Consider the following 26,734-nt stretch of genomic DNA (forward strand, 5'->3'; position numbering starts at 1 on the left):
AGTGCTGCGGGCCCGCCGGCGGCGCCGGGGTGGCGCGGACATGGCGGACGGACGTCCCCACATCGTAGGGGGCGCGTGGCCCACCATAACGGTTGGGTCTCCGTGCGCCCGCAGAGGAGGCGGAGCGGAGCGGTCAGGCCCCCTCCACGAGGAACCCGTCCTCGTAGAGCTCCCGCAGCGCCGCGAGCAGGCCGGCCCGGCCGGCGTCGTCCAGCTCCAGCAGGGCGACGACGGCGCCGACCAGCTGCCCCACGCTCAGCTCGCCGTCCGAGGCGGAGAGGACGCCCGCCGTCGCGGTGTCCAGGCGCGCGGTGCGCCGGAAGCCGCCGCCCTGCCGGGCCAGGATCACCTCCGGGTGCTCGGCGCCGAAGCGCTGGTGGCGCTCCTCCGTGACGTCGTCCGCCACGCGCAGGTGGAGGGAGCGCAGGGCGGTCAGCGCCGGGTCGCCGACGACGTCGCCCGACACGCCGCCGGCGCGGTCCGGGACCACGGCGAGCCGGTCCCGGCGGGCGACGGCGGCCGCCCACGCGGCGCCGAGCGCCTCGTCGACCGGCTGGGTCAGCTCCTCGGCGACCGTCCAGCCCCGACCCTGCGAGCCGTCCGCGGCGGGGCGGCGCAGCCACACGTGGCCGAAGCCCACCCCGGAGACCCCACGGGCGACGAAGTCCTCCAGATAGCCGCGATACGCCGCCTCGTAGGCGTGCGGGTCCAGCTCCAGGGAGGAGTCCCGCAGCCAGGTCTCGGCGTAGCCGGCCGGGTCCTGGGAGTCGCGCTGGATGATCCAGGCCTGGACGCCGGGGGCGATCCACGAGCGGGGGCGCGCGTCCCAGGCGGCGGCGCCGTCGCCCTCGGCCGGGATCTCCCAGTTGGCGAGCAGCTGCGCGGTGCCGCCCTCGGTCAGGTGATCCGGCAGGGCGGCGATCAGCTCGGCCACGATCCGATCGCCCTCGCGGCCGCCGTCCCGGTAGGTGAGGACGGGGGCGTCCGGGTCGGTGCGCGGCGTGATGACGAACGGCGGGTTGGAGACCACGAGGTCGAAGCGCTCCCCCGCCACCGGGGCCAGCATGTCCCCGGCGAGCAGGCGCACGCGGTCCTCGATCCGCTCCCGGTCGAGGCCGAGCTCCTCCGCGTTCAGCAGGAGGTTGAACCGGGTGAACTCGAGGGCCCGCTCGGAGAGGTCCGTGGCGGTGACGTGCTCGGCGTGGGCGAGCAGGTGCAGGGTCTGGATGCCGCAGCCGGTGCCGACGTCCAGGGCGCGACCCACCGGACGGCGCTGCGTGGCACCGGCGAGGGTGAGCGAGGCCCGCCCGATGCCGAGCACGTGGTCCTCCGGCAGCGGACCGCGGCGCTGGAGCGCGGTCTGGTCCGCGGCCACCCACATCCGCCCGGGCTCGTCCACCTCGTACGGGGTGAGCTCCACGGTCCCGCGCACGAGCCCCTCGCCGGCCTCCACCACCAGGCCGGCCGCGAGAGCACCGGGCAGGCCCGTGCGCGGCAGGGCGGCGGCGAGGTCGGAGGCGGGGACGGGGTCGCCGAGCATCCACGCTCCCACGAGCGCGGCGAGCGGACGGTGCGCCGACCGCGGGAGGGCGGCGTCGTCGTCGTGGCCCGTGGCCTCGTCCTCCAGGCCCTCGACGTCCCGCGCTCGGGCGACCGCGAGGCGGGCCGCCTCGGGGCGCTCGCGCGCGAGGGAGTCCGCGGCGACGGGTCCGAGCAGCGCCTCGACCGACTCCGCGGTGTAGGGGAGGTCGGCGAGATCGGCCGTGAGCGCGGCGGCGGCCACGGGCGTCAGGCGGGGCGCGGGGTGGGAGCCGAGCGGGGTGGACGGCGTGGCGGCGTGCATCAGGCGGCGCTCCTCTCGGCGCAGACGTGGCACCGGTGGTCGGGGTGGGCCGCGGCGCAGGCGGCGCAGCGGACCTCGAGGGTGGTGCAGGCGGGGTCGGCGCAGTTGCGCAGGTCCGAGGTGGGCTCGCCGCACAGGTGGCACCGGCCGATGGTCTCGGCGTCGTCGGTGAAGCGGGTGGCCATGCGCCGGTCGAAGACGGCGAGCTCGCCGCGCCACAGGCCGGCGTCGCCGAAGGCCTCCCCATAGCGGACGATCCCGCCCTCGAGCTGGTAGACCTCGGCGAAGCCGCGGTCCTTGAGCAGGGCGGAGAGGACCTCGCAGCGCACCCCGCCGGTGCAGTAGGCGACGACGGGCGCGTCCTTGAGGTGGTCCAGGGCGCCGGAGTCGACGGCGGCCAGCAGGTCCCGCGTGGTCTCCGCCTGGGGCACCACGGCCCCCTCGAACCGGCCGATGGCGGCCTCGACGCTGTTGCGCCCGTCCAGGAACCGGACGGGGCTGTCCGTGGCGGCGCGCTCGGCGACGAGGTCCGCGAGCTGCTGCGGCGTGAGATGCTCCCCCGTGCCGACCACGCCTCGCTCGTCCACCCGGATCCGCTCGGGGGCGCCGAAGGCGACGAGCTCGGGGCGGACCTTCACGGAGAGGCGGGGGAAGTCCGCCGCGGAGCCCGCGGACCACGTGACGTCGAGAGCGCGGAACGCGGGGTGCTCGCGCGTGGCCCTGACGTAGGCCTTCACCGCCTCGACCGGCCCACCGACCGTGCCGTTGATGCCCTGCGGGGAGACGATGATCCGGCCGGTCAGGCCCAGGGAGGCCGCCAGGGTGCGCTGCCACAGCCGCACGGCCTCGGGATCGGCGAGCGGCGTGAAGCGGTAGTAGAGCGCGATGCGGGAGACGGGGGAAGGACTCACCGGTCCAGGGTAGGTCCCGGCGCGGCACCGCCTCTGTGGACTCGGATGTTGCAATGGGGTCACGGGTGTTCCCGTGACGGCGGTCACACCCTAGCCTCGTGTCATGACGCAGCATCTGGACACGGCACTGGTGGACACCTGGTTCGAGGCGTGGGCCCGTTCGCGCTGCTACCGGACCGACACGGAGGGCGGCCGGCGCGCGGCGCTGCGCACGCAGCGCCCCGCCCGCATGATCCCCGGCGGCTCCGGCCGGGCCTCGCTGGACGTCCCCGCCACGTGGGAGCACGTCCTCGTGACGCCGGGCCAGGAGGAGCTGGACGCGCTGGAGCCCATCCTCGACGACGCACCCGACTCCCTCGTCACCGTGTTCGGGGAGGCCGAGGGGGACCTCGCCGGCCTCGGCCTGGCCTGCCAGGTGGACGCCGAGCGGCTCATGGCCCTCGAGATGGACCCCGAACTGCTCGACGTCGAGCCGCCGCTGCTCCCGGAGGGGTACGAGGCCCGCGTGGACGAGCCCGTGGACGGCAGCCGCCGCCTGCGCGTGGTGGCCGTGGGGGCCTCCACGGCGCCCGAGGGCGAGGAGGAGCTCGCCGCGCTCGGCTGGGTCACGTTCCAGGACGCCACCGCCGTCTACGACCGCATCTGGACCGCGCCGAACCACCGGCGCCGCGGCATGGGCTCCCTCGTGATGCGCCACCTGACCAGCGAGGTGATGAGCGAGGGCGAGGTCCGCCGCGGCCTGCTCGTGGCCTCCCCGGACGGCCAGAAGCTCTACGCCCACCTCGGCTGGACCGATCTGGCTCCGGTGGCCATCTTCAGCCGCGACCGTGTCGAGGGCGCCGCGACCCCCGAGCACACGGGCACCATGGGTGGGTGACCCCGCCGCCCCCGCCCTCTGACGTCCCCTCGCCATGGGAGGACCCGGCCGCCGGGTGGGACGTGCCCGCGCCCCCGGCCGCTCCCGACCACGCGCGCGCGGCCCTCGCCACGGCGCTCGGGCGCCGCATGCTGCCGGAGCAGGTGCTGCACGTGCGCACGGTCCCGTCCCGCGCGGCGCGCCCCGTCGACTGGCCGGCGGGCACACCGGAGGGGCTGGTCGAGGCCTTCGCGGCCCGGGGCGTCGAGCGGCCCTGGGCCCACCAGGTGGAGGCCGCCCTCGCCCTGGCACAGGGCGCGCACACGGTGCTGGCGACGGGGACGGCGTCGGGCAAGTCCCTCGGCTACCAGCTGGCGGTGGGCACGGCCCTGGCCGCCGACCCGAACGCCACCGTGCTCTACCTGGCACCGACCAAGGCCCTCGCCGCCGACCAGCTGGCGTCGTGGCGCGCCCTCGAGCGCGACGGCGCCCGCTGGCTGCGCGCCGCCCCCTACGACGGGGACACCGCTCCCCAGGACCGGGTCTGGGCGCGGGAGCACGCGAACATCCTGCTGACCAACCCGGACATGCTGCACGTGGGGATCCTGCCGCACCACGAGCGGTGGGCCGTGTTCTTCCGGAACCTGACGCACGTGATCGTCGACGAGTCGCACACGTACCGCGGGGTGTTCGGCTCGCAGGTGGGCATCCTGCTGCGCCGCCTGCGCCGGGTGGCGGCGCACTGCCGGGGCGAACGCCCCGAGACCGTGTTCGTGGGCGCCTCCGCCACCTCGGCGGACCCGGCCGCGCACTTCACCACGCTGATCGGTGCGCCCGCGAGGGCGGTGACGGAGGACGGCTCCCCCCACGGCGCGGTGCACGTGGGCTTCTGGCAGCCCGAGCTGACCGACCGGCGGGGCGAGAACGGCGCTCCCGTGCGGCGCTCGGCCATGGCGACCGCCGCCGACCTCGTCACCGACCTCGCCCTCCAGCAGACCCGCACCCTCGCGTTCATCACATCCCGACGCGGCGCGGAGGCGATCGCGGGCACCGCGAAGCGTCAGCTCGAGGAGGTCGAGGCCGGACTCGGCACCCGGATCGCGGCGTACCGCTCCGGCTACCTGCCGGAGGAGCGGCGCGCGCTCGAAGAGGCCCTCCGCTCGGGGCGGCTGCTCGGCATGGCCTCGACCCCGGCGCTCGAGATGGGGATCGACGTGGCCGGGCTCGACGCCGTGGTGGTGGCCGGCTGGCCCGGGACCCGCGCGTCCTTCTTCCAGCAGATCGGCCGGGCCGGGCGCGGCGGTCAGGACGCGCTCGCGTTCTTCGTGGCCTCCGACGACCCGCTCGACACCTTCGTGGTGGACCACCCCGAGGCCGTGTTCGACCTGGGCGTGGAGGACACCGTGGTGGACCCGCAGAACCCGCACCTGCTCGGCCCCCAGCTGTGCGCCGCCGCCGCTGAGCTGCCGATCACCCCGGACGCGCTCGGCTGGTTCGGCACGCCGGCGCGCGTACGGGAGCTGCTCGACGCCCTCGTGGCGCAGGGCCTGCTGCGCCGGCGCCCCGCAGGCTGGTTCTGGACGCACGCCGAGCACGCGGCCGGACTGGTCTCCCTCCGCGACGACGGCGGCGGCCCCATGGACATCATCGACGTCGAGTCCGGGGCACTGCTGGGCACGATGGACTCCCCGCAGACCCACTACCAGGCGCACCCGGGCGCGGTGTACGTGCACCAGGACCGCACGTTCCTCGTGGAGGACCTCGACGAGGACGCCCACGCCGTGCTCGTCACGCGCGCGTGGCCGGACTTCACGACGCAGGCCCGGGACGTCACGGAGATCGAGATCGTGGCCGTGGAGCGTCGGCTCGACGCGCACGGCAGCTCCCTGCGCTGGTGCCTGGGCGACGTGCAGGTGCGCACGCAGGTGGTCTCCTTCCAGCGCAAGGCCCTGCTCTCCGGCGAGGTGCTCGGCGAGGAGCCGCTCGATCTGCCGGCCCGGGACCTGTTCACCTCCGCCGTGTGGTTCCAGGCCTCCTCCGAGGAGCTCGTGGCGGCGGGCCTGACGATGGACCGGCTGCCCGGCGCCCTGCACGCGGCCGAGCACGCCATGATCGGGATGATGCCCCTGGTGGCCTCGAATGACCGCTGGGACATCGGCGGCGTGTCCATGGTGCTGCACCCGGACACCGGCTCGCCCGCGGTGTTCGTGTACGACGGCCGCCCCGGCGGGGCGGGCTTCGCGGAGCGCGGCTTCGAGCAGGCGCGCCGCTGGGTCACGGCGACGGCGGCCGCGATTCACACGTGCGAGTGCCCGGAGGGCTGCCCCTCCTGCGTGCAGTCCCCCAAGTGCGGCAACCGCAACAGCCCCCTGGACAAGGCCGGGGCGCTGACGGTGCTGCGCTTCCTGATCGAGCGGTTCGATGCGCTCGCGGAGGTGGACGTGGGTGAGCCGGAGGCGGCCGAGGACTGACCGCCTCCTCACCGCACCGAGGGCGGGCCGGCCACGGCCACCGCGCGGGCGGGCGGCAGCGGCACCCGGGCCACCTCCACCTCGACGCGCACCGAGCCCTGCGGGGACGCCGAGCAGTCCAGCACCCGGGCGTGGTTCCGCTCGGCCGTCTCCGCGGCGAGGGCGCACGGCTCCTGCGCGGTGATCCCGCGGCGGGCGTCCGAGGCCGCGAGCGCGGCGAGGTCCGCCGCGCCGGCCGCCTGCGACGCGGTGACGGAGGCCGCGCCCAGGGCGGCCACCGCGATCACGAGCGACGCCCCGAGGGCCACGGTGCCGAGGGCCGTGACCCCGCCCGCGCCGCGTTCGTCGGCGAGGGCCTGCCGCGCCCTGGCCGGCGCACCGCCGCGGTGCGGGGTCACGACGCCTCCCCCGGGTTCGGATGCTGCAGCGGCGCCGCCGCACCGGCCTCGAGCGCGATCGGCTCGATCCACCCCAGCGGGCCCGGGCCGGGATGGCTCACGGTCACGGTCACCCAGCCGTCCCCCTCCTCGTGCGCCAGGCGGGCCTCCTCCCCCGCCATGCGCTCGACGGTCCGCCTGGCCTCGCCGACGTCGTCTCCGCGGGCGAGGAGGCGCGCCGCCGACGCCGCTGCGTCCCCGTTGCGCACCTGCTGGACGGAGGCGGCCCCGGCGAGGACCACGGCCACGAGGATGAGCACGACCGCCGGCAGCAGGGCCGCGTACTCGGCCGTGACGGCGCCGCGCTCGCCTGCCGACGCGGTGCGGGGGCGGGGCATGGCCGCCTCAGGACGAGGCGCGTCCGATTCACGACGGGGCACGGCCCCGGCCCGGCCACCGCGGGGGTGTCCGGGCCGGGGCGCGCCGTTGCGGGACTCAGTCACGCTTGAGGGCCTCGGCGATGATGTCCTTGAGCATCTCCTGCACCTCGGGGCTGGTGAGCAGGACGGCCAGGACGCCGGCGAAGCCGACGGCGGCGAGCGTGAGGATGCCGTACTCGGCGGTCTGGGCGCCGGTCTCGTCCTCGAGGCGCTCGCGGCCGACGAGATCGGTCAGGGCCAGGTGCAGGGCGGTGGAGAGCTGGGTCATGGGGTTCCTCCTGGAAGGGCGGCCCTCGGTGCGAGGGCGGTGGGACGGTCCGGTGCGGGCCGCTGATCCCAGACTGCGCGGGACGGCGTCCGCCGCGCTCGCCGCGCCCGCCGGCCGGGGACGGCCGCCCCGCGCCGGGCGGCCTGTGCAGGAGCGATCAGGCGCCCGCGCGTCACGGGCCCGCCGTGAGCAGGGCGATCACCATGGGGATCACGCCCCAGCACACGAACGCCGGCAGCAGGCACAGGCTCAGCGGCACCACGAGCCGCACGGCGAGCTCCTCCGCGGCCCGCTCGTCCGCGCGCCGCGACTGCTGGCGCACCGCGGCGGCCGTCTCCGTCAGCGCACGGGCTCCGGCCATGCCGCTGCGGTGCAGGGGACGCAGCCAGGCCGCCACCTCAGTCCACAGCGGATCCTGCGCCACGGGCTCCCACGCCTCCTCCCACGGGCGGCCCCAGCGCAGCAGGGCCGTCACGGCGCGCAGGGCGTGCGCGTCCGGCAGCGCACGGGCGAGGTCGTCGAGGGCCGCGGTGAGCGAGCGGCCCGCCGCGAGGAGAGGGGCCACGAGGTCCAGGACGACGGCGGGCTCGATCGACCCGGTCGGCCGGGTCGCCCGGGCGACGAGCAGACGCGTCCACGCCTGGCCGGCAAGCGTGAACAGCAGGCCCAGCACGCCGATGATCCACCCGAAGGGCGAGGTCAGCAGATCTGCCGGCGACGTGCCCAGCAGCCACGCCATCCCGAGGCCGCCCATGGGCAGCCACTGCAGCAGCCGGGCGGTCGCGCGGGGCCCCGCCGCGGCGCTGCGGCGGGCGCGGGCCGCGTCGACGGCGGCCTCCAGGGTGTCCGCCAGGCGCGCGGCGATCGCGGCGGGCGCGGCCCCCGCACGCCGCCCGGCCGTGAGGGCGGTGTCCACCAGCTCCCAGCCCGGGTCCGGCGGCGCCGCGCGCCCGGGCAGCCGCCGCCACGGACGTCGCCCCGCACGGTCGGCGCTGCCGCCCACGTCGGAGCAGGGGCCCTCAGCGTCCAGTCCGAGCCGCTCGCGCGCGGCCCGCCGGCGGACGCGGTGGTGGAGGCAGCAGCCCGGGCGGGGCCGCGCGCAGGCGGGCACGGTCCGGGCGACCTCCGCCCAGGCGCGGTCCGCCGGGAGTCCGGCCCGCAGCAGCGCGGACCAGCGGCGCAGGACGGCCACGAGCTCCTCGGTCTCCTTCTCCGGATCAGCCCGAGGCCGGCACAGCGGTCCGGGGATCCTCAGCACGTGTGCCGGCCCTCGAGGCGGGCGCGCAGCAGCTCGAGCCCCGGGCCCTCGACCGTGCGTCCCGCGGCGCCGCCGCCGTCGTCAGCGATGCCGTCCTCCCAGGTGAGCGCGGGGACCAGGGCGAGCGGCCCCGGGGCGTCCGCGGGGACGGCGAGCTCCACGGGGTGCCGGCCGTGCACGTCCCGGACCACGTGGAGCACGGCGTCCACCCCGGCCCGGGCCTGGGCGTCGACGGCGGCCGGGCTCCACCCGGCGAGGGAGGCCATCGCGGTGAGGCGGGCGGGCACGTCCGCCGCGGCGTTGGCGTGCAAGGTCCCCCAGGCACCCTGGTGGCCCGTGTTCAGCGCAGTGAGGACGTCGGTCACCTCGGCGCCGCGGCACTCCCCCACCACGAGCCGGTCCGGGCGCATGCGCAGCGCGTGGCGGATGAGCTCGGGGAGGGCCACCTCCCCCGCCCCCTCCTCGTTCGCGGCGCGGCACTGCAGCGCCACCACGTGCGGGTGCTCCGGCGCGGCCTCGAGGGTGTCCTCCACGGTGATGATGCGCTCGTGCGCGGACACCTCGGAGAGGGCCGCCGAGAGCAGCGTGGTCTTGCCCGTGCCGGTCGCGCCGCTGATGAGCACGGTGGCCCGGTGCAGCACCAGCCACTGCACCGCCTCGGCCCAGAGGCCGCCGTCGGGCCAGGACTCGGCGAGCTCCGCGAGCGAGCGGGCACGCCGTGCGGGCACGCGCAGGCTCAGCACCGTGCCGCCACCGCTGACGGGCGGCAGCACGGCGTGCACGCGGACCCCGCCCACCCGGGCGTCGGCCATCGGGACGGCCCCGTCGAGGCGCCGGCCCGCCTGCCCCAGCAGCCGGACCGCGAGCGCGTGGGACGCCTCCGGGTCCAGGCGCGCCGGGCGCCGGATCAGCCCGCCCGCCCCGTCGGTCCACACGGCACCGCCGCCGTCCACGAGGACGTCCGTGACGCCCTCGACGCCCACCCAGGGGGCGAGCGGGCCGAAGCCGGCGAGCTCCTCCTCGAGGGCGCGGGCCTGAGCCTCCCGCACGGCGGGGGCCGGCGGGGTCCACGGCCGATCCGGATCGGGGGCGCCGCGGCCGATCCGCCGCCACCACGGTGCGGGACGCATGGCATCCGCGCGCCGCTGCGCCTCGGCGTCCGCGAGCACCCGCTCGATCAGCGGACGCAGGTCCGCCTCGGTCGCGGGATCCCCCTCGGCGCACTGCTCGGCGATCCTGCGGCGCAGCGCGGCGGCGTCGTCCGGCCCCGGGGACGCCGCGGCCAGCGGGGCGGCGGCCGGCGGCGGGGAGGCCGCGGCCAGCGGGGCGGCGGCCGGCGGGGGATGCCCTGGCCGCGGTGGGTGAAGGCCGGACCGGACGGACGGGCGGGCACGGCGGGGACGGGGTGGGGCATCGGGCACCCAGGGACGCATGGCGGACCTCCAGCGGGACGGCGGGTCCGGCGCCGACGTCGACGGCCGCCGGCCTCCGCCCAGTCCAGCCGCCGCGCACGGGGCCCGGCGCGTCCGTGCCCGATTGCGGGGACACGCGAGCCCCGGGCGCCGCCTGTGCAGGAGCCGCCGGGCCTCAGAGGTCTCCGGCGGCACCGTGCCGCCACCGCCCGGCCCCCTTCAGCCGTGGGATCGCGTCAGCGCCCCTGCCCCGTCAGCCGCTGACCGGCTCCCACGTCTCGGCGTCGATCACGCGGCTCCGGTCCCAGGGCACGGACCAGTCGAGCAGGTCCAGCAGCCGGTCCAGCAGTGCCGCCGTGAACCCCCACACGAGCCGCTCCCCCACGAGGAAGCCGGGAGTCTCGCCGCGGTGGCCGCCGGGCCGCGCCACCCGGCACCGGTTCTGCGGGGCCACGAGGTCGGCCACGGGCAGGCGGAACACGGCGGCGGCCTCGGCCTCGTCCACCACGGCCACGCGACCCGGGCGGCACCACCACCCGATCACGGGGTGCACCACGTGGCCGGACACGATCAGGGGCACCGGGGGCAGGACGCCCAGCACCTCGACGCCGTCCGGATCCAGCCCCGTCTCCTCACGGGCCTCGCGCAGGGCCGTGGCCACCACGTCCGCGTCCTCGGGGTCCACGCGTCCGCCGGGGAAAGCGATCTGCCCCGCGTGCTGGCGCAGGGTGGACGCGCGCTGCGTGAGCAGGACGTCCACGGCGGGGTGGACGCGGCCGGCGTCGTGGACCGCCGGGACGTCGTCGAGTGCGCCGACGAGGATGAGCACGGCCGAGGGGCGCGCCTGCACCGGGCGGGGCCAGTCCAGGCCCCACGCGGAGGCGGCGCCGTCCGGGACCGCGGTGAGCGCGGCGGCGTCGTGGCGGCCGGGGACCTCGGCCACGCCCCACCGGGCCGTGAGGGCGGTCAGCTGGTCGCGTGCCCCCGCGATCGAGCCGGGGAGGGCGGGGGCGGACGCAGGGTGCGCGGCGGGCTCGGTCATGTCCCCCACGCTACCCACGGCCCGGTGCGTGAGACGCCGGCCGCGGGCGGGGCTCGGTAGCCTCGGAGCCATGAGCGCCTCGCACCCCGCACCCACGACGGCGGCCCCGACCGCCGTCGACGTCGCTGTGATCGGCGGCGGCCAGGCCGGCCTCGCCGCCGGATTCCACCTCCAGCGGCTCGCGCGGGACGTCGAGCGCGGCCGCGCTGCGGGGCCCGCGCCCTCGTTCGTGATCCTGGACGCGGCAGGGGAGCCCGGCGGCGCGTGGCGCCACTTCTGGGACTCGCTCGAGCTCTTCTCCCCCGCGGAGCACTCCTCCCTGCCCGGCCACCGCATGCCGGCCCTGCCGGACGCCTCGGCCACGGAGTCCGGCAACCCCGACGCGCTCCACGTCGTCGACTACCTCGCCGACTACGAGCAGCGCTACTCCCTGCCCGTCCGCCGCACCGCGCGCGTCAGCACCGTCACCCGGGGCGCCTCGGCGGCGGAGGAGCCGCCGTTCACCCTCCTCCTCGAGGACGGCTCCCGCCTCACCGCCGGGGCCGTGGTCTCCGCGACCGGCACGTTCACCCGCCCGTACCTGCCCGCGGTCCCCGGGGCCGCGGAGTTCGCGGGACGCCGGCTGCACTCCGCGGCCTACCGCCGTCCGGAGGACTTCACCGACCAGCGGGTGCTCGTGGTGGGCGGGGGCAACTCCGGCCCCCAGGTGGCCGCGGACCTGCTCGACCACGCCGCGGAGGTCACGTGGGCGTGTCGGCGCCCGCCGCGCTTCATGCCGGACGACGTCGACGGCCGCGTGCTGTTCCAGGCCGCCTCGGCGCTGGTGCTGGGCCGGGACGGCCCGTCGGTCGGCGAGCTCGGGGACATCGTGGCCGTCCCGCCCGTGCGCCGGGCCCGCGACGAGCACGGGCTGCATGCGGTCCCCATGGTCTCCCGGCTCACCCGGCGCGGCGCGGCCTGGGACGACGACGCCGGCCTCGAGCACGGCTGGGCGGCGGACTCGGCGGCCGCCGCGGAGGTGCGGGGCACGGATCGCACGTTCGACGCGATGGTGTGGAGCACCGGCTTCCACGCGGAGCTGCGCCACCTGCGGCAGCTGGACCTGAGCACGACCGGCGCCGGCGTGCCCCGCACCCGGAGCGACCTGCCGACCGCGAGCACCGACGTCCCCGGCCTGTACCTGCTCGGCTACGGCGACTGGTGCGGGCCGGCCTCGGCCACGCTCGTGGGCGTCGGCGTGTGGGCGCGGAACACCGTGGAGGACGTCGCCGCCCGACTGGCCGAGGGCTGAGCCGCCGGCTCAGCTGAGCATCAGCCGCACGGCGAGCATCGCCATGACCGCGGCGATGAGCACGTCCAGGACGCGCCACGCGCTCGGCGAGGCGAGCGGGCGGGACAGGAGCCCCGCCCCGAACCCCAGCCCGGAGAACCACAGCAGGGAGGCGAGCACGGCGCCGGCGGCGAACACCCAGCGTCCGTCCGGGCCGTGCTGGTTGGCGAGGCTGCCGAGCAGCACCACGGTGTCCAGGTACACGTGCGGATTCAGCCACGTCAGGGCGAGCGTGGTCCCCAGCACCGAGCCGGCCGTCCGCGACGCCGGCCGTGCCTCCCACGATCAGCACGGCGTCCGATGCCGCGCACACCGCGACGACGGGGCCCACGTGCTCACGGCGCACGCCCTGGCGCAGGACGAAGGCGTTCTGGGCGCCGATCGCCACGATGAGGGCGAGTCCGGTGAGCAGGCCCGTCACGGCGAGGTTCCACATGAGCCTGACGCTAGGGCGGTCTCGAATCTGAGACAAACGCATCATCCTGCGATTGCCTAAGCTCTGCTTCATGAATCACGAGCAGCTGCGCGCCCTGCTGGCCATCGTCGACGAGGGCTCGTTCGAAGGGGCGGCCCACACGCTGGGCGTCAGCGCGTCCGCCGTGAGCCAGCGGATTCGCGCGCTCGAGCACACCGTCGGCCAGGTGGTGGTCCGGCGAGGCAGCCCCTGCGTGCCGACCGATGCCGGCACGGCCCTCGTGCGCATGGCCCGGCACGTGCAGGTCCTCGAGGAGGAGGCCTGGGCACGTCTCGGCCGGCAGGCGTCCGGTCGCAGCGTCACCGCGCTCGCCGTGCCCGCGGACGCCCTGGGCACGTGGTTCCAGCCCGTGGTGCGGGACGCCGCCGCCTGGCATGACACCGTGCTGGACCTGCACGTGGAGGACCAGGACCACAGTGCGCAGCTGCTGCGGCGGGGCGAGGTGCTGGCCGCCGTCACCACCGAGCCGGTCCCCGTGCCGGGCTGCGAGTCGGAGCCGCTCGGCCACATGCGGTACGTCCCCGTGGCCGCGCCCGCCCTGCTCGAGCGGCACCGGGGAGCCGGCGCCGTCGACCTCGCGGCCATGCCGATGATGCGGTTCAACGTGAAGGACGACCTCCAGGGCATCGTGCTGCGCTCCGCCGGAGTCGCCACGGCCCCGCCGACCCACACCGCCCCGTCCTTCGACGCCTTCCAGCGCTGCGTGGAGGCCGGCCTGGGCTGGGGCATGCTCGTGGACCATCAGGCTCGCGAGGGCCTGCGCGACGGCGGCCTCGTCCGCCTGCCGGGGGTCGACGACGTCCTCCTGCCCCTGCACTGGCAGGCCGCCACCCTGCCCTCACCGCGCCTGCTGCGACTGACCGCGGCCGTCCGTGCCGCCGCCCACCGGGGGCTGGAACCCCCGTGAGGCGCCGCATCCGAGGCACCGGCCCCGTCCGTCGGCGGGGCGAGCCCTTCTGCCGGCCCCGCCCCGATCAGGACCCGGTCAGGACCTGGTCCGGACCGCTCATGCCCCGAGGGAATGCCCCAGGGCCCGGAGCTCGCGGCGCGTCCGCCCCGCGCGCATGAGTGCGAGCAGCTCCTCCCGGCCGGGCTTGAGCTCGTAGGCCAGCAGGGAGCGCGCCCTCTCGGGGTCGGTCTCGCCCGCACCGTAGCTGGGGCACCACCGGGCGATCGGGCAGGCCCCGCACGCCGGCTTCCGCGCGTGGCACACGCGGCGGCCGTGGAAGATGAGGTGGTGGGAGAGCATGGTCCAGTCCCGCGGCGGGAACAGGGCGGCGACGGCGTGCTCCACCTTCACCGGGTCGGTCTCCTCCGTGAAGCCGAGCCGGCGCGCCAGGCGCCCGAAGTGCGTGTCCACGGTGATCCCGGGGCGGCCGAACGCGTTGCCCAGCACCACGAACGCCGTCTTGCGACCCACCCCCGGGAGGGTCACGAGATCCTCGAGGCGGCCGGGGACGTCCCCGTCGAAGCGCTCCACGAGCTCGACGGAGAGCCGCAGGAGCGCCGACGCCTTGTTCTTGTAGAAGCCCGTGGGGCGCACGAGCTCCTGCAGCTCCACCTCCGTGGCCGCGGCCATGGCCGCCGCGTCGGGGAAGCGCGCGAACAGCGCGGGGGTCACGGAGTTCACCCGCACGTCCGTCGTCTGGGCCGAGAGCACGGTGGCCACGAGCAGCTCGAAGGGGTTCTCGAAGTCCAGCTCGGCCACCGCGTACGGGTACGCCTCCGCGAGCGCGCGGTCGATCCGCCGCGCCCGGCGCGTCAGGGCCAGCGGGCTCTCCCCCGTCGGCGTCGTCGTCCCGTGCGCGCTCACGCCGACCGCCGCCCCGCCACGGCCGTGAAGGAGCCCTGCGGGGAGTCCGCCCACTCGGCGTCCGCGTCGCGCAGCAGGGCGTCGTGAGGCCGCGGCCCCCCTGCTCCGCCTCCTCGGCGTCGGGCAGCTCGTCCCACGGCTCCGCCGCCGGCCACCACCACGTCCCACTGCTCCCGAGTCATGGACCGATTCTCCCGTGCCGCGGTGGCGGGCGCGAACGCATCCGGCGGCCGCTCGCCGTGGGGAGCAACACGAACGGCGGTGATTTGCCGCCTCCGGCCCCGCGCGTCATGCTGATCCCGACAGACCTGTGCCACGCGTCACACCGGCGACCGGCCCTGCCGGCCACCCCCAGATCCCGGCGCGCCCCGCCCCGAAAGGACACCCCCGATGGATGAGCAGATCCCCACGTTCCCCCCACCACCGGAGTTCGCCGCCCAGGCCGTCGCCACGGCGGACCTGTACGCCGAGGCCTCCGAGGACCGGCTCGCCTACTGGGCCCGCCGAGCCCGCGAGGCCCTGCACTGGGAGGAGGACTTCACCGAGGTCCTGGACTTCTCCGACGCCCCGTTCGCGAAGTGGTTCGCCGACGGCACCACCAACGCCGCCTACAACGCACTGGACCGCCACGTGGAGGCCGGCCGCGGCGAGCGTGTGGCCATCCACTTCGAGGGCGAGCCGGGCGACACCCGCACCTACACGTACGCCGAGCTGGCCGCCGAGGTGCGGCGGGCCGCCAACGCGTTCGAGTCGCTGGGCGTCGCCAAGGGCGACCGCGTGGCCGTCTACCTGCCCATGATCCCCGAGGCCGTCATCACGATGCTCGCGTGCGCGCGCATCGGCGCCGTGCACTCCGTGGTGTTCGGCGGCTTCTCCGCCGACGCCCTGCGCTCCCGCGTGGACGACGCCGAGGCGAAGCTCGTCGTCACCGCGGACGGCTCCTTCCGCCGCGGCAAGCCCTCCATGCTCAAGCCCGCCGTGGACGAGGCGCTCTCAGCCCCCGGCCACACCGTGGAGAACGTCGTCGTCGTGCGCCGCAACGAGGCCGAGGTGCCCATGGCCGAGGGCCGCGACCACTGGTGGCATGACGTGGTCCCCACCGCCTCCGACGAGCACGAGCTCGTGTGGCACGACGCCGAGCACCCGCTCTTCATCCTCTACACCTCCGGCACCACCGGGAAGCCGAAGGGGATCCTCCACACCACGGGCGGCTACCTCGTCCAGGGCGCCGTGACGATGCACGACACCTTCGACCTCAAGCCGGAGACGGACGTCTACTGGTGCACCGCCGACGTCGGCTGGGTCACCGGCCACTCCTACGTCGCCTACGCGCCGCTCGTGAACGGCGCCACCCAGGTGATCTACGAGGGCACCCCGGACTCCCCGCACCAGGGCCGGTGGTGGGAGATCGTCGAGAAGTACGGCGTCACCATCCTCTACACCGCGCCGACCGCGGTGCGCACCTTCATGAAGTGGGGCCGCCAGATCCCGGACGGCCACGACCTCTCCTCCCTGCGCCTGCTGGGCACCGTGGGCGAGGCCATCAACCCCGAGGCGTGGCGCTGGTTCCACGAGGTCATCGGCGGCTCGCGCTGCCCGATCGTGGACACCTGGTGGCAGACCGAGACCGGCGCGCACATGCTCACCCCGCTGCCGGGCGTCACCACGCTCAAGCCCGGCTCGGCGCAGCAGCCCGTGCCCGGCGTCGTGCTGACCGTGGTGGACGAGGCGGGCGAGCCCCTCGAGGGCACCGCCGCGGGCTTCCTCGTGGCGCGCGAGCCGTGGCCCTCCATGCTGCGGGGCATCTGGGGCGATCCGGAACGCTTCAAGGAGACCTACTGGTCCCGGTTCCCCGGCATGTACTTCGCCGGCGACGGCGCCCGCTACGACGAGGACGGCGACATCTGGCTGCTCGGCCGCGTGGACGACGTCATGAACGTCTCCGGCCACCGCCTGTCCACCCAGGAGATCGAGTCCTCCCTCGTGGCGCACGAGCTCGTGGCGGAGTCCGCCGTGGTCGGCGCCGCGGACGAGACGACGGGTCAGTCCGTCGTCGCCTTCGTCCTCCTCACCGAGGAGGCCTCCGCCCGGGGCCTGGACCCTGCCGAGGTCGAGCAGGCGCTGCGCGCCCACGTGGGGCACGACATCGGCCCGATCGCCAAGCCGAAGCGCATCCTCGTGGTGCCGGAGCTGCCCAAGACCCGCTCGGGGAAGATCATGCGCCGCCTCCTCAAGGACGTCGCCGAGGGCCGCACCCCCGGCGACGCCACCACCCTGGCGGATCCGACCGTCATGGACCGCATCGTGGAGACCCTGGGCGACCGCGCCTGACCTGCTGAGCACAGACGAGCCCTGCGACGTGGCGCCCATCCGGAGCGGATGGGCACCACGTCGCAGGGCTCGTTCGTCGTGGCGCTCAGGTCTGGTGCGTGGTCAGGGTCGCGACGCCGCGGCGCCTCAGCCCCGGGCGGCGGCGGCCAGGCGGACCTGCTCCACGGCGTCGGCGGGCGTGAAGCCGAGGCGGCCGACGACCTCGTCCACGAAGCGGCGTGCTGCCTGTCGGGCCTCCTCCCTGCACCCCTCCGCGGACGCCGCGACGAACGTGCCCGCGCGACCGCGGGTCTCCACGGCCCCGCGAGCCTCGAGCTCCTTGTAGGCCTTGGCCGCGGTGCCCGGGGCGAGCCCGAGCTCCCCGGCCAGCGTGCGCACGGGCGGGAGGCGGTCGCCGCGGGCGAGGAGACCGCGGGCCACGGCGTCCACGACGGCGTCCACGAGCTGCGCCGAGGCGGGATCCGGGGCCGAGCGGTCGACCGACAGACACGGCAGGGACGGCGCGGCGACACGCGAGGGCGGGGAGGCCGCCGTGGCAGCCTCCCCGCCCTCGCGGTGCGCAGGGGTGCGCGGGGTCATCCGGCGTGCATCAGACGCGGTGAGCGGGGGCGTCGTCGTCCACCGGGGCTCCGAACGCCTCCTCGTCGGCTGCGTCCCAGGCCTCGTCCGGAAGGTGGCCGGAGGTCTCGTCCGGGTGCCGCACGAGGTGGATCATCGCGACGACCAGACCTCCCCAGACCAGGACGATCGCGAGGGTCATCATCATGATGGCTGCGATGCTCATGGCTCAGTGCTCCTTCCGGACGGCACGGGCCGCCGCGTCGACGGATGGGTCCGTCGTGTCCGTGCGGACCACGGGGATGGCGCCGGTGGGCGTGGTGCCGGCCGGGACCGCGTGGGTCGGGATGAGGTCGCCGTGGATCTCGTTCTCCACGGGCTCTTCATAGAGGTTCGACTTCTTGGACCACGGGATCAGGGACAGCAGCACCGCGAAGGCCACCGAGCCGAGGGCCAGGCCCCAGCCGTACTGGCCGAGGAAGTCGCCCGGGTAGTCGCCGTAGCCGTCCCGGATGGTCTCCATGATCCAGGAGAGCCAGATGTAGGAGAGCACCAGGGGCATGACCACGCCGATCAGCAGCGTGAAGATCCCGCCCACACGGAACGAGGAGACCGCGTTGAGGTGGGCCACGATCCGGCGCGCCGAGCCCAGGACGGCCGTCACCACGAGCACCGACATGAGGGCGGCGCCCACGATGCCGAAGTTGTTGGCGAAGGCGTCCATGGTGTCCAGCATGTAGAGGCCCGTGGTGGTGGAGAAGAGTGCGAGGGACACGACGGCCGAGAGGCCGACCACCACCAGCACGGTGGTCCAGCGGCCCCAGCCCAGCTTGTCCTTCACCGCCGAGACCACGACCTCGAGGATGGAGATGAGCGAGGTGAACCCCGCGATCACGAGGGAGCCGAAGAAGAGGATGCCCACGAGGGCGCCCATGGGGGCCTGGGAGATCAGCGTGGGGAACGCGACGAAGGCCAGGCCGATTCCGCTGGCCACCACCTCGTCCACCCGCACGCCGGAGGCCTGCGCCATGAAGCCCAGCGCCGAGAACACGCCGATGCCGGCGAGGATCTCGAAGCCCGAGTTGGACAGGCCGACCACGAGGCCGGAGCCCGTCAGGTTCGTGCGCTTCTTCAGGTAGGACGCGTAGGTGATCATGATGCCGAAGCCCACGGAGAGGGAGAAGAAGATCTGCCCGTAGGCCGCGATCCACACGCCCGGCTCGGCCAGGGCCGCCCAGTTCGGGGTGAAGAGGGCGTCGAGGCCCTGCGTGGCGCCCGGCAGGGTGAGGGCGATGACGACCAGCACGAGGAACATGACGATGAGCAGCGGGATGCCGATCATGGACGCCAGCGCGACGCCGCGGCGGATGCCGAAGCCCATCACGAGGATGAGGATGACCCACACCGCGAGCATCGGCCAGAACACGCCGGGCACGATGTCGAACGAGGGCTGCGGGGCGTCGGCCACCTGGAGGTAGGTCCCGTTGAAGAAGCCCTCGGGGTCGTCGCCCCACTCCTGGGTGAGGGAGAAGCCCGTGTAGCGGATGGACCACGCGATGATGGCCGCGTAGTAGATGCCGATGACCACACAGATGAGCACCTGCCACCAGCCGATGGCCTCGGCCCAGCGGTTCAGCCGGCGGAAGGCCAGGGGCGCCGAGCCCCGGAAGCGGTGGCCGATCGCGTAGTCGAAGAACAGCAGGGGGATGCCCGCGGTGAGGAGCGCGATGAGGTAGGGGACGACGAAGGCGCCGCCGCCGTTCTCGTACGCCACGTAGGGGAAGCGCCAGATGTTGCCGAGGCCGACCGCCGAGCCGATCGCCGCGAGGATGAAGGCCCAGCGGCCGGTGAACTCCTCACGGGACTGCCGCGGTGCGGCGTCCGTGGCGGAGACGGATGTGGACATGGGGGACCTCCGGGGAAGGACGGGGTGCAGATGTGATCGACCACACAATACGACATCGTCCGATGCGTGGGAACCCGCGTCCAGGATGCAGACGCGGCCGTGGTGCGGGTCAGCCCCCCACGACGCACTGCCCCGCGGAGACGGTGGAGCTCAGGCTGGGCGCGACCGCCACTGTCCGGGCGATCGCGTCCGCCGTGAGGGCGTAGCCGATCTGACCCGACCCCGGCGCGCGGGCGAACACGAGGCCGGCGAGCGTGCCGTCCTCCGCCACCACGGGCCCGCCGGAGTATCCGTGGCGGATGTCCGCCTCGAGGGTGTAGACGTCCACCGCGGAGACGGCGCCGCCGCCCACGGCCTCGAGCGGGACCTCGCCCACGGCCTGCACGCGGGCGGCGGTGGTGGCGAACGGGCCGCTGTCCGGGTAGCCCATGGCCGTGGCCGTGTCGCCCACGCCCAGCTCCGCACCCAGACGCGCCACGGGCAGCTGCGCCCCGTCGACGGCGAGCACCGCGAGGTCCCGGGCCGTGTCCAGGAGGACGACGCGTGCCGCGTACACCCCGCGGTCGCGGTCGAGCACGGTGGGCGCGGGGACGCCGGCCACCACGTGGGCGTTGGTGAGCACGCGGTCCGGGGCGATCGCCACTCCGGAGCCGCTCTGGACCTGCGCGCAGGCCGTGGCGGTGCCGGTCAGGCGGACCACGGAGCGGGACACGTCCGCGGCCGGCGCCGGCTGCGGTGCGGCGGCCGGTCCGGATGGACGGGCAGCCGCCGTCGTCGGGCTCGACGCCGCGGCGGCCGGTGCGGGCGCGGAGGAGGCCGGGTCTGCGGGCGCGTCCGGCTGGGAGCGCGACGGTGCGGCGTCCGGCTCGGGCGCGCCGGGCTGGGACGCGCCGGGCTCCCCCTGCGCGGGGGTGCTGGGGAGCGGTGCAGGCCCCGCTCCCGCCGAGTCGTCGGCAGACGTGGCCGACCCCGGCTCGCCCGGGGTGCCCGCGTCGCCGGGGGTGCCGGCCTCGCCGGGCCGGGCCGCGCCCGGGGTGTCCGCAGGGGCCGCGCCGCCGGACGGCTCACCACCGGGGGCCGCGGCCGAGGAGCCGGGAACGGCAGCGGCGTCGGGGCCGCCGGACCCCGTGGCGCCGGAGCCGAGCGCCGCGGTCACGGGCGGCAGGTCGGGCGCGTCGGCGTCTTCGGCGGGTGCGGGCAGCTCCACCTCGGGGAGGCCGTCGAGGCCGGCGACCGCGGCGCGGGCGCGGGCCGCCCACGAGAGGACAGCGTCGGGCATGGCGGCGTCCACCGTGGTGAGCACGCGGGACCGGGCGACCTCACGGGTGACCGCGGTGTTGCCCAGTGCACCGAGGGAGAAGGAGAGGAGGCCCATCACGAGCGCGGCCACGAGCACCGACGCCAGCGCGCCGAGGAGCCGGTCCACGCGGCGCAGCACGGGCGGACCGATGCGCAGGCGCAGCTGCGCGCCGATCGCCGCGCCGACGTACTGGCCCGAGGCGACGAGGGCCACCACCGTGACCAGGGTGAGCACCCACCGCCAGCCCGTGCCGGTGGCCCACTGGGAGACGACGGGCACGGCGAGGAAGGCGATGAGCGCGCCCGCGATGAACCCCGCCAGGTTGCCCAGCACGACGCCGAGGCCACGGCGATGGCCCTGCACGAAGAACATGACCAGGAGCACGAGCAGCACCGCGTCCAACCAGGTCAGGCCGAAGATCATCCCGTGTCCACTCCTCATCCTCTCCCCGCGCGGTGCGTCCGCGTCGGCAGGCGCCGTGGGGGACTCCAGGGTATCGGCAGCCTCGAGGGGCATGGGGCACAATGGACCGGACAGACTTCGGCGGCACGCCGTCGGGGTGAGACAGGCAGAGGAAGGACGCACATGGATCTCGAGGTTCTGCGGAAGGCCCCGCTGTTCACTCACCTGGACGACGAGGTGTTCGCCATCCTGACCTCCGAGCTGACCGAGGTGGAGCTCTCGCGCGGCTCGTCCGCGTTCCACGAGGGCGATCAGGGCGACCAGCTGTACGTGATCATGTCCGGCAAGGTGAAGCTCGGCCGGACGGCTCCGGACGGGCGCGAGAACCTCGTGGCCGTGCTCGGCCCCGGTGAGATCTTCGGCGAGATGGCCCTGTTCAACCCCGCGCCGCGCAGCGCCACCGCCACTGCGGTCTCGGCCGCCCGCCTCGCGGGCCTGCGCCACGAGAACCTGCGCCGCGCGATCGCGTCCTCCCCCGAGGTCTCCCTCCAGCTGCTCCAGGCCCTCGCCCAGCGCCTGTCCAAGACCAACGAGTCCCTCGCGGACCTGGTCTTCTCCGACGTTCCGGGCCGCGTCGCGAAGGCGCTCCTGGACCTGGCCGACCGCTTCGGCCGCCCCGCGGCGGACGGGCTCCTCGTGGCCCACGACCTCACGCAGGAGGAGCTGGCCCAGCTGGTGGGCGCCTCTCGCGAGACCGTGAACAAGGCGCTCGCCGAGTTCGTGCAGCGCGGCTGGATCCGCCTCGAGAACCGCGCCGTCGTGATCCTGGACCTGCAGCGCCTGCGCCAGCGTTCGCGCTGACCCGCACCGCACACACGAGGGGGCCCGCCGAAAGGCGGGCCCCCTCGTGTGTGCTCAGTGCCGCCCGGTCTCCTCGGCGTGCATCCACAGGCGGCCGCTGCCGTCGTCGGGCTCGGTGACCACGGTGCGCTGCGGGATGGCGCCCCGCCCCACCCCTTCCGTGAGGGAGAGCAGGAAGGCGGCGGCCGTGCGGTGGGCGGCCACACGCCGCAGCAGCGCCTGGGTCATGGGCGTGGAGACCTGGTCGAGGCGCACCGTGCCCGCCTCGCCGAGCCAGCCCTCCGGACCGGGCAGGGCCACGGGCCCCTCGAGGATCCGTCGCGCGGAGCACCAGCCCCGCTCGCTCGCGCCGGCGGCCGCCTCCGACGCGGTCTGCTGCGGCGGCAGGGCCGCGGCGAACACCACCGTGTCGAAGCGCCGGTGGCTGTGGAGGGCGCTCTGCCAGCGCTCGAGCGGGCGCAGCAGGTCGGCGCGCAGTCCCAGACCGCGGGAGTCCAGGAGCGAGGGCAGTCCCGCCTCCCCCTGCTCGAGGGAGGCCCGTGTCCCGCCCCAGGTGCGGCCACGGGGCTGGAGCACGATGTCCCCGTCCGAGCGCCCCGCCAACAGGACGCCGGTCTCCTCGAAGAGCTCGCGGACCGCGGCCACCACGTGCTGGCGGGCGCGACGCCGATCCGGGATGCCGAGGCACGCGGACCAGCGCGCGGGCTCGGGCCCGAACCACCGGCACGTCTCCGCGTCCGAGGTGGAGAGCGAGCCCCCGGGAAGGCCCACCCGCCCGAGGGGAGTGTTCCCCGTCCGGTGGCGCAGCAGCACCTCGGGCCCGTCCGTCCCCTCGCGCACCATCACGACGGCGGACGCCGGACGGGCGGGGCGCACCTGCCGGAATCGCTGGGCGAGCCACTGGCGGGTGAGGTCCACGTCCTGGTCCGGGACGGGGACCCGCCGCGCGGCGGCGTCAGCGGACGCGGACAGTGATCTCGACCTCCACGGGCGCGTCCAGGGGCAGCACGGCCACGCCGACGGCGGAGCGGGCATGGCGGCCCGCGTCGCCGAAGATCTCGGCGAGCACGTCCGAGGCGCCGTTGATCACGCCGGGCTGACCGGTGAAGTCGGGGGCGGAGGCCACGAAGCCGACCACCTTGACCACCTGGACGACGCGCTCGAGGTCGCCGACCACCTCATGCACGGCCGCCACGGCATTCACCGCGGCGACGCGGGCCAGCTCGGCGGCTCGCTGCGGGTCCACCTCCGCGCCGACCTTGCCGGTGGCCGGCAGGGCGCCGTCCACGAAGGGCAGCTGGCCGGAGGTGAGGACGAGGTCCCCGTCCCGCACGGCGGGGACGTAGGAGCCCACGGGGGCGGCGACGGCGGGCCGGGCGAGGCCCAGCGCGGCGAGCCGGTCCGCCGCGGTCCCGGAGCCCCAGGAGGGGCGGTCGGGCTCGGTCATCGGGCTCACGCGGCCTTGGGGCGCTTGAGATAGGCCACGGGGTTGGCGCCCTCGGGGCCGGGGATCACGGCCACGAGCTCCCAGCCGTCCTCACCCCACTGGTCGAGGATCTGCTTGGTCGCGTGGATGAGGAGGGGGATGGTGGAGTACTCCCACCGCGTGTGCTGGGTCATGGGACCAGCGTAGCGAGCACGCGTCCCGCCCGCAGGGCGGCCCAGCCACGCGGGATACACTTCCCGCCATGGCGTCCCGCAAGTCCCCCCTCCCCGCTCGCTCCAGCGTCCTCGGACGGATGCTGGCGTACCTGGGGCTCTCCGCTCTGGCGGGGCTGCTCGTGGCGGGGCTGATGCTGCCGGCCGTGAGCCTCGCGGGCGCGGGCGTGGGCGTGGGGCAGGACATGCTGGACCGGATGCCGGACGAGCTGCCCACGGAGCCCGTCTCGGTCCCCTCCACGATCGTCTCGGAGGACGGCCAGGTGCTGGCCACATTTTATGCGGAGAACCGCACGCCGGTCACCCTGGACCAGGTCTCGGACCACATGGAGCACGCGATCGTGGCCATCGAGGACGCCCGCTTCTTCCAGCACGAGGGCGTGGACGCCCGCGGCCTGGTCCGCGCGGCCGTGCACAACGCCACCTCGGACTCCACCCAGGGAGCCTCCACGCTGACCCAGCAGTACGTCAACCAGCTGCTGATCAACTCACAGCAGATCCGCGGCGACTCCCGCCTGACCATCTCCGGCAACAAGAACGTGTCGGACAAGGTCAAGGAGATCAAGCTCGCGGTGGCCGCGGAGAAGCAGATGTCCAAGGAGCAGATCCTCGAGGGCTACCTCAACATCACGCTCTTCCAGGGCCGCGCCTACGGCGTGGAGGCCGCGTCCCAGTACGTCTTCGGCAAGCCCGCCGCCGAGCTGGAGAGCTGGGAGGCCGCCACCCTGGCCGGCATGGTCCAGTCCCCCACCGGCTACAACCCTTCCCGCAACCCCGAGGGCACCACGAACCGCCGGGACACCGTGCTGCGCGCCATGCGCAACAACGGCTACCTGAGCGAGGAGGAGCTGCAGCACGCCCTCGCCCAGCCCCTCGAGGTCGTGATGAAGGGCGTGCCGTCCGGCTGCCTCAACGCCGAGTTCGGCGCCTACTTCTGCGACTACGTGGAGCGCCAGGTCCTGGCCGATCCCACCTTCGGACCCGACGTGCTCTCCCGCCGCGCCCTCCTGGACCGCGGCGGCCTGACCATCCGCACCACCCTGAACACCGAGCTGCAGAAGTCCGCCGAGGACATCACGCGCCGCGCCATCCCGAACGACGAGGCCTACGGCGCCGGCCAGGCCCTCGTGTCCCTCGAGCCGGGCACGGGCAACATCCGCACGATGGCCCAGAACACCGAGTACGCCATCAAGGACGAGCTGGGCCGGACCACGCTGAACCTCAACGCGGAGCGCGAGTGGGGCGGCGGCGCCGGCTTCCAGGCCGGCTCCACCCTGAAGCCCTTCGTGGCGCTCGCGTGGCTGCGCAACGGCAACCACCTGGTGGACACCGTGGACGCCTCGCGGAACCTCTACCCCGCGGGGACCCGCTTCCAGGCCTCGTGCCGGCCCGGCGGGTACGTCAGCATCGGCACCGACTGGAACATCAACAACGTGGTGGACGGCCTCGTGAAGCGGGACCGCATCGACGAGGGCATCTTCTGGTCCGTCAACACGCCGACCGTGGCCACGGCCTACCAGATGGACCTCTGCGACATCACGAACCTCACGACCCAGCTGGGCATCCGCCGGGCGATCGACGGCTCCCCGTTGCAGCCGGACGAGCCCACCTTCCTGCTGGGCTCGGACTCCGTGGCACCGCTCTCCCTCGCCGGGGCCTACGCGGCCCTCGCCGCGAACGGCCTGTACTGCGAGCCGCGCGCGATCCTCGAGGTCACGGACACCACCGGCAACCAGTACGACGTGGGCGAGCCGACCTGCACCCAGGTCGTCGCCCCCGAGCACGTGGCCGAGCTGACCCCCGTTCTGCGCCACCACGCCGGCTACAACCTGGCCCCGGACGGCGCGGGCTACGAGTTCGCCGGCAAGTCCGGCACCAACAACAACAACTCCTCCACGTGGTTCGTGGGCTACACCACCGAGCTGGCGACGGCCGTGTGGTCCGGCCGGTACACCAACCTGAAGTCGATGATCGGCGAGACCGTCCGCGGCCAGAAGCGCGACGTCTTCTATGGCACCACCTTCAACGGCCCGTCCTGGCTCGAGTTCAACCAGCGCGCGAAGGAGATCTACCCCCCGGGAGAGCTCCCCGAGTACTCCGGACCGCAGTCCGAGGACCCCGGCGAGGAAGGTCCGCACCCGGACGGCATGGACTTCTTCGTGGAGGACATCCAGCGTGGCGGCGCGGACCCCGAGAACGTCCCGGAATGAGCACCGTGGACCTCACCCGGGGCCATGGACGGCGGCTCGTGCGCACCGGCGCGCGGGTCGCCGTCGGCGCGGGCACGACGGCGGCCCTCGGCCTGGCCTGGGGCCTCGCCGAGGCCGAGGCCCGGGTGGTGCGGACGCATACGCTCGCGGTCCTGCCCGCGGGGGCGCGGCCGATGCGCGTGCTGCACCTTTCCGACATCCACCTGCTCCCCCGGCACCGCGCGAAGCTCGCGTGGCTGCGCGGGCTCGTGGACCTGGAGCCGGACCTCGTGGTGAACACGGGGGACACCATCTCCGCGGCGGCCTCCGTGCCGCTCGTCCTCGACGCGCTGGGCCCGCTGCTGGACATGCCCGGCGTGTTCGTCCCCGGGTCCAACGACTACTACGCGCCCAAGCCGGCCAATCCGCTGCGCTACCTCCGGGGGCCCTCCCGGATGGAGGCCGGGCGGGCCGAGCTGCCGCACGGCGAGCTGTTCGGCGCCTTCCGTGCCGCCGGGTGGGCGGACCTGACCAACCGGGGGGCCGTGCTCGAGCTGGGCTCCGAGGGTGGCGTGCCGACGCGCATCGCGGCCGCCGGCACGGACGACCCGCACCTCGGCCTCGACGCGTGGCCGGGCTTCCCGGAGGAGGCCGCGGCGCCGCCCGGTGCGGCGGCCCGTCCCGACGATGGCGTCCTCCGCCTCGGCGTCACCCACGCTCCGTACCGGCGGGTGCTGGATGCCATGACGGCGGACGGTGCCGACCTGCTGCTGGCCGGCCACACGCACGGCGGGCAGGTGTGCCTCCCGTGCTTCGGGGCGATCGTGACCAACTGCGACCTGCCCCGCTCCCAGGCATCGGGCGTGTCCACGTGGACCGCGGCGGGGCGCACCGTGCCCCTCGAGGTGTCCGCCGGGCTCGGCTCGGCGCCGTCGGCACCCGTGCGGTTCGCGTGCCGGCCCGAGGCGGTCGTGCTGGACCTCGTGCCCCGGGTCTGAGCGGGACCCTCCGAACCGCACCTGCCTGGGGCGA

The 26,734-nt window shown here is 75.3% G+C and carries 25 protein-coding genes and 1 pseudogene; 8 read left to right on the plus strand and 18 right to left on the minus strand.

What is annotated here, in order from left to right:
- Window positions 1–133 precede the first annotated feature (133 nt).
- Together LG274_RS05725 and LG274_RS05730 are read right to left on the minus strand one after the other, a co-directional pair.
- Window positions 134–1,843: a methyltransferase gene (locus LG274_RS05725; protein ID WP_404465883.1), complete on the minus strand. Its 1,710-nt coding sequence runs from the start codon at window positions 1,841–1,843 to the stop codon at window positions 134–136.
- Entirely contained in the window at window positions 1,843–2,754 is a 912-nt protein-coding gene (locus LG274_RS05730; protein WP_298712637.1) for a rhodanese-related sulfurtransferase, read from the minus strand. The genes LG274_RS05725 and LG274_RS05730 overlap by 1 nt, the downstream gene beginning before the upstream one ends.
- 103 nt (window positions 2,755–2,857) lie before the next feature.
- Here LG274_RS05730 and LG274_RS05735 point away from each other — a divergent pair, with 103 nt between their 5' ends.
- Together LG274_RS05735 and LG274_RS05740 are read left to right on the plus strand one after the other, a co-directional pair.
- Window positions 2,858–3,631 (plus strand): GNAT family N-acetyltransferase, encoded by a 774-nt coding sequence (locus tag LG274_RS05735; RefSeq protein WP_404465885.1) that lies wholly within the window; start codon window positions 2,858–2,860, stop codon window positions 3,629–3,631.
- A gap of 128 nt (window positions 3,632–3,759) precedes the next feature.
- Entirely contained in the window at window positions 3,760–6,081 is a 2,322-nt protein-coding gene (locus tag LG274_RS05740; RefSeq protein ID WP_343282426.1) for a Zn-binding domain-containing protein, read from the plus strand.
- Between the two features lie 8 nt (window positions 6,082–6,089).
- Here the strand turns inward: LG274_RS05740 and LG274_RS05745 are convergent, their stop codons facing one another.
- The 6 genes from LG274_RS05745 to LG274_RS05770 form a co-directional block, all read right to left on the minus strand.
- On the minus strand, window positions 6,090–6,479 hold the full coding sequence (locus tag LG274_RS05745) for an Rv3654c family TadE-like protein (RefSeq protein WP_248117970.1): 390 nt from the start codon (window positions 6,477–6,479) through the stop codon (window positions 6,090–6,092).
- On the minus strand, window positions 6,476–6,856 hold the full coding sequence (locus tag LG274_RS05750) for a TadE family type IV pilus minor pilin (RefSeq protein WP_298712630.1): 381 nt from the start codon (window positions 6,854–6,856) through the stop codon (window positions 6,476–6,478). Before LG274_RS05750 ends, LG274_RS05745 begins: the two co-directional genes overlap by 4 nt.
- Window positions 6,857–6,953: 97 nt before the next feature.
- The gene (locus tag LG274_RS05755) at window positions 6,954–7,166 is read right to left on the minus strand and encodes a DUF4244 domain-containing protein (protein WP_138899813.1); all 213 of its coding nucleotides are present in this window, start codon (window positions 7,164–7,166) and stop codon (window positions 6,954–6,956) included.
- A gap of 172 nt (window positions 7,167–7,338) precedes the next feature.
- The gene (locus tag LG274_RS05760) at window positions 7,339–8,424 is read right to left on the minus strand and encodes a type II secretion system F family protein (protein WP_404465888.1); all 1,086 of its coding nucleotides are present in this window, start codon (window positions 8,422–8,424) and stop codon (window positions 7,339–7,341) included.
- Complete coding sequence (locus tag LG274_RS05765; protein ID WP_298984986.1) at window positions 8,418–9,857, minus strand: CpaF family protein; 1,440 nt, start codon at window positions 9,855–9,857, stop codon at window positions 8,418–8,420. Before LG274_RS05765 ends, LG274_RS05760 begins: the two co-directional genes overlap by 7 nt.
- A 232-nt stretch (window positions 9,858–10,089) precedes the next feature.
- Window positions 10,090–10,878: an NUDIX hydrolase gene (locus LG274_RS05770; RefSeq protein ID WP_404465891.1), complete on the minus strand. Its 789-nt coding sequence runs from the start codon at window positions 10,876–10,878 to the stop codon at window positions 10,090–10,092.
- A 70-nt stretch (window positions 10,879–10,948) separates the two neighbouring features.
- Between LG274_RS05770 and LG274_RS05775 the strand changes: the two genes are divergently transcribed.
- Window positions 10,949–12,169, plus strand: coding sequence for an NAD(P)-binding domain-containing protein (locus LG274_RS05775; protein WP_404465893.1), 1,221 nt, complete (start codon window positions 10,949–10,951; stop codon window positions 12,167–12,169).
- Between the two features lie 9 nt (window positions 12,170–12,178).
- Here LG274_RS05775 and LG274_RS05780 read toward each other — a convergent pair.
- Window positions 12,179–12,644: pseudogene (locus LG274_RS05780) on the minus strand (LysE/ArgO family amino acid transporter).
- 70 nt (window positions 12,645–12,714) lie between these two features.
- Here LG274_RS05780 and LG274_RS05785 point away from each other — a divergent pair.
- Entirely contained in the window at window positions 12,715–13,590 is an 876-nt protein-coding gene (locus tag LG274_RS05785; protein ID WP_404465895.1) for an ArgP/LysG family DNA-binding transcriptional regulator, read from the plus strand.
- 99 nt (window positions 13,591–13,689) lie between these two features.
- Here LG274_RS05785 and nth read toward each other — a convergent pair whose 3' ends face one another.
- Complete coding sequence (gene nth / locus LG274_RS05790; RefSeq protein WP_404465897.1) at window positions 13,690–14,496, minus strand: endonuclease III; 807 nt, start codon at window positions 14,494–14,496, stop codon at window positions 13,690–13,692.
- A complete protein-coding gene (locus LG274_RS05795; protein WP_404465899.1) occupies window positions 14,493–14,678 on the minus strand; it encodes a hypothetical protein in 186 nt (61 codons plus the stop codon). Before LG274_RS05795 ends, nth begins: the two co-directional genes overlap by 4 nt.
- A 208-nt stretch (window positions 14,679–14,886) precedes the next feature.
- Here LG274_RS05795 and acs point away from each other — a divergent pair, with 208 nt between their 5' ends.
- Window positions 14,887–16,827, plus strand: a complete 1,941-nt coding sequence (gene acs / locus LG274_RS05800) for an acetate--CoA ligase (RefSeq protein ID WP_298712613.1) — start codon at window positions 14,887–14,889, stop codon at window positions 16,825–16,827.
- Between the two features lie 126 nt (window positions 16,828–16,953).
- On the opposite strand, the gene LG274_RS05805 is transcribed toward acs, so the two are convergent.
- From LG274_RS05805 to LG274_RS05820, 4 genes are all read right to left on the minus strand, one after another.
- Entirely contained in the window at window positions 16,954–17,406 is a 453-nt protein-coding gene (locus LG274_RS05805; RefSeq protein ID WP_298984999.1) for a GntR family transcriptional regulator, read from the minus strand.
- Window positions 17,407–17,416: 10 nt separating this feature from the next.
- The gene (locus tag LG274_RS05810) at window positions 17,417–17,611 is read right to left on the minus strand and encodes a methionine/alanine import family NSS transporter small subunit (protein WP_298712608.1); all 195 of its coding nucleotides are present in this window, start codon (window positions 17,609–17,611) and stop codon (window positions 17,417–17,419) included.
- 3 nt (window positions 17,612–17,614) lie between these two features.
- Window positions 17,615–19,291 carry a sodium-dependent transporter gene (locus LG274_RS05815; RefSeq protein WP_298712605.1) on the minus strand — a complete coding sequence of 559 codons (1,677 nt, stop codon included), beginning with the start codon at window positions 19,289–19,291 and terminating at the stop codon, window positions 17,615–17,617.
- Window positions 19,292–19,400: 109 nt separating this feature from the next.
- Window positions 19,401–21,014 carry a CvpA family protein gene (locus LG274_RS05820; protein WP_298985002.1) on the minus strand — a complete coding sequence of 538 codons (1,614 nt, stop codon included), beginning with the start codon at window positions 21,012–21,014 and terminating at the stop codon, window positions 19,401–19,403.
- 162 nt (window positions 21,015–21,176) lie between these two features.
- Here LG274_RS05820 and LG274_RS05825 point away from each other — a divergent pair, with 162 nt between their 5' ends.
- Window positions 21,177–21,854 carry a Crp/Fnr family transcriptional regulator gene (locus tag LG274_RS05825; protein ID WP_248117936.1) on the plus strand — a complete coding sequence of 226 codons (678 nt, stop codon included), beginning with the start codon at window positions 21,177–21,179 and terminating at the stop codon, window positions 21,852–21,854.
- Between the two features lie 54 nt (window positions 21,855–21,908).
- Here the strand turns inward: LG274_RS05825 and LG274_RS05830 are convergent, their stop codons facing one another.
- Genes LG274_RS05830 through LG274_RS05840 form a run of 3 tightly spaced genes read right to left on the minus strand, consistent with a single transcriptional unit; the run spans window position 21,909 to window position 23,474 of the window.
- Complete coding sequence (locus tag LG274_RS05830) at window positions 21,909–22,772, minus strand: NUDIX hydrolase (protein ID WP_298985004.1); 864 nt, start codon at window positions 22,770–22,772, stop codon at window positions 21,909–21,911.
- Window positions 22,773–22,809: 37 nt separating this feature from the next.
- The gene (locus tag LG274_RS05835) at window positions 22,810–23,301 is read right to left on the minus strand and encodes a RidA family protein (protein WP_248117932.1); all 492 of its coding nucleotides are present in this window, start codon (window positions 23,299–23,301) and stop codon (window positions 22,810–22,812) included.
- A 5-nt stretch (window positions 23,302–23,306) separates the two neighbouring features.
- Window positions 23,307–23,474, minus strand: coding sequence for a DUF4177 domain-containing protein (locus tag LG274_RS05840; RefSeq protein WP_248117929.1), 168 nt, complete (start codon window positions 23,472–23,474; stop codon window positions 23,307–23,309).
- A 68-nt stretch (window positions 23,475–23,542) separates the two neighbouring features.
- Here LG274_RS05840 and LG274_RS05845 point away from each other — a divergent pair, with 68 nt between their 5' ends.
- A complete protein-coding gene (locus tag LG274_RS05845) occupies window positions 23,543–25,723 on the plus strand; it encodes a transglycosylase domain-containing protein (protein WP_298712597.1) in 2,181 nt (726 codons plus the stop codon).
- Window positions 25,720–26,700, plus strand: coding sequence for a metallophosphoesterase (locus LG274_RS05850; RefSeq protein WP_298712594.1), 981 nt, complete (start codon window positions 25,720–25,722; stop codon window positions 26,698–26,700). Before LG274_RS05845 ends, LG274_RS05850 begins: the two co-directional genes overlap by 4 nt.
- Window positions 26,701–26,734: the final 34 nt, after the last annotated feature.

Source organism: Micrococcus antarcticus (assembly GCF_044872765.1).
Lineage (GTDB): Bacteria > Actinomycetota > Actinomycetes > Actinomycetales > Micrococcaceae > Micrococcus.

Coding starts and splice junctions, on each gene's coding strand:
- LG274_RS05725 (WP_404465883.1), bottom strand. CDS start 1,843: ATGCACGCCGCCACGCCGTCCACCCCGCTCGGCTCCCACCCCGCGCCC.
- LG274_RS05735 (WP_404465885.1), top strand. CDS start 2,858: ATGACGCAGCATCTGGACACGGCACTGGTGGACACCTGGTTCGAGGCG.
- LG274_RS05740 (WP_343282426.1), top strand. CDS start 3,760: ATGCTGCCGGAGCAGGTGCTGCACGTGCGCACGGTCCCGTCCCGCGCG.
- LG274_RS05750 (WP_298712630.1), bottom strand. CDS start 6,856: ATGCCCCGCCCCCGCACCGCGTCGGCAGGCGAGCGCGGCGCCGTCACG.
- LG274_RS05755 (WP_138899813.1), bottom strand. CDS start 7,166: ATGACCCAGCTCTCCACCGCCCTGCACCTGGCCCTGACCGATCTCGTC.
- LG274_RS05765 (WP_298984986.1), bottom strand. CDS start 9,857: ATGCGTCCCTGGGTGCCCGATGCCCCACCCCGTCCCCGCCGTGCCCGC.
- LG274_RS05770 (WP_404465891.1), bottom strand. CDS start 10,878: ATGACCGAGCCCGCCGCGCACCCTGCGTCCGCCCCCGCCCTCCCCGGC.
- LG274_RS05775 (WP_404465893.1), top strand. CDS start 10,949: ATGAGCGCCTCGCACCCCGCACCCACGACGGCGGCCCCGACCGCCGTC.
- LG274_RS05785 (WP_404465895.1), top strand. CDS start 12,715: ATGAATCACGAGCAGCTGCGCGCCCTGCTGGCCATCGTCGACGAGGGC.
- LG274_RS05795 (WP_404465899.1), bottom strand. CDS start 14,678: ATGACTCGGGAGCAGTGGGACGTGGTGGTGGCCGGCGGCGGAGCCGTG.
- acs (WP_298712613.1), top strand. CDS start 14,887: ATGGATGAGCAGATCCCCACGTTCCCCCCACCACCGGAGTTCGCCGCC.
- LG274_RS05805 (WP_298984999.1), bottom strand. CDS start 17,406: ATGACCCCGCGCACCCCTGCGCACCGCGAGGGCGGGGAGGCTGCCACG.
- LG274_RS05810 (WP_298712608.1), bottom strand. CDS start 17,611: ATGAGCATCGCAGCCATCATGATGATGACCCTCGCGATCGTCCTGGTC.
- LG274_RS05815 (WP_298712605.1), bottom strand. CDS start 19,291: ATGTCCACATCCGTCTCCGCCACGGACGCCGCACCGCGGCAGTCCCGT.
- LG274_RS05820 (WP_298985002.1), bottom strand. CDS start 21,014: ATGATCTTCGGCCTGACCTGGTTGGACGCGGTGCTGCTCGTGCTCCTG.
- LG274_RS05825 (WP_248117936.1), top strand. CDS start 21,177: ATGGATCTCGAGGTTCTGCGGAAGGCCCCGCTGTTCACTCACCTGGAC.
- LG274_RS05835 (WP_248117932.1), bottom strand. CDS start 23,301: ATGACCGAGCCCGACCGCCCCTCCTGGGGCTCCGGGACCGCGGCGGAC.
- LG274_RS05840 (WP_248117929.1), bottom strand. CDS start 23,474: ATGACCCAGCACACGCGGTGGGAGTACTCCACCATCCCCCTCCTCATC.
- LG274_RS05845 (WP_298712597.1), top strand. CDS start 23,543: ATGGCGTCCCGCAAGTCCCCCCTCCCCGCTCGCTCCAGCGTCCTCGGA.
- LG274_RS05850 (WP_298712594.1), top strand. CDS start 25,720: ATGAGCACCGTGGACCTCACCCGGGGCCATGGACGGCGGCTCGTGCGC.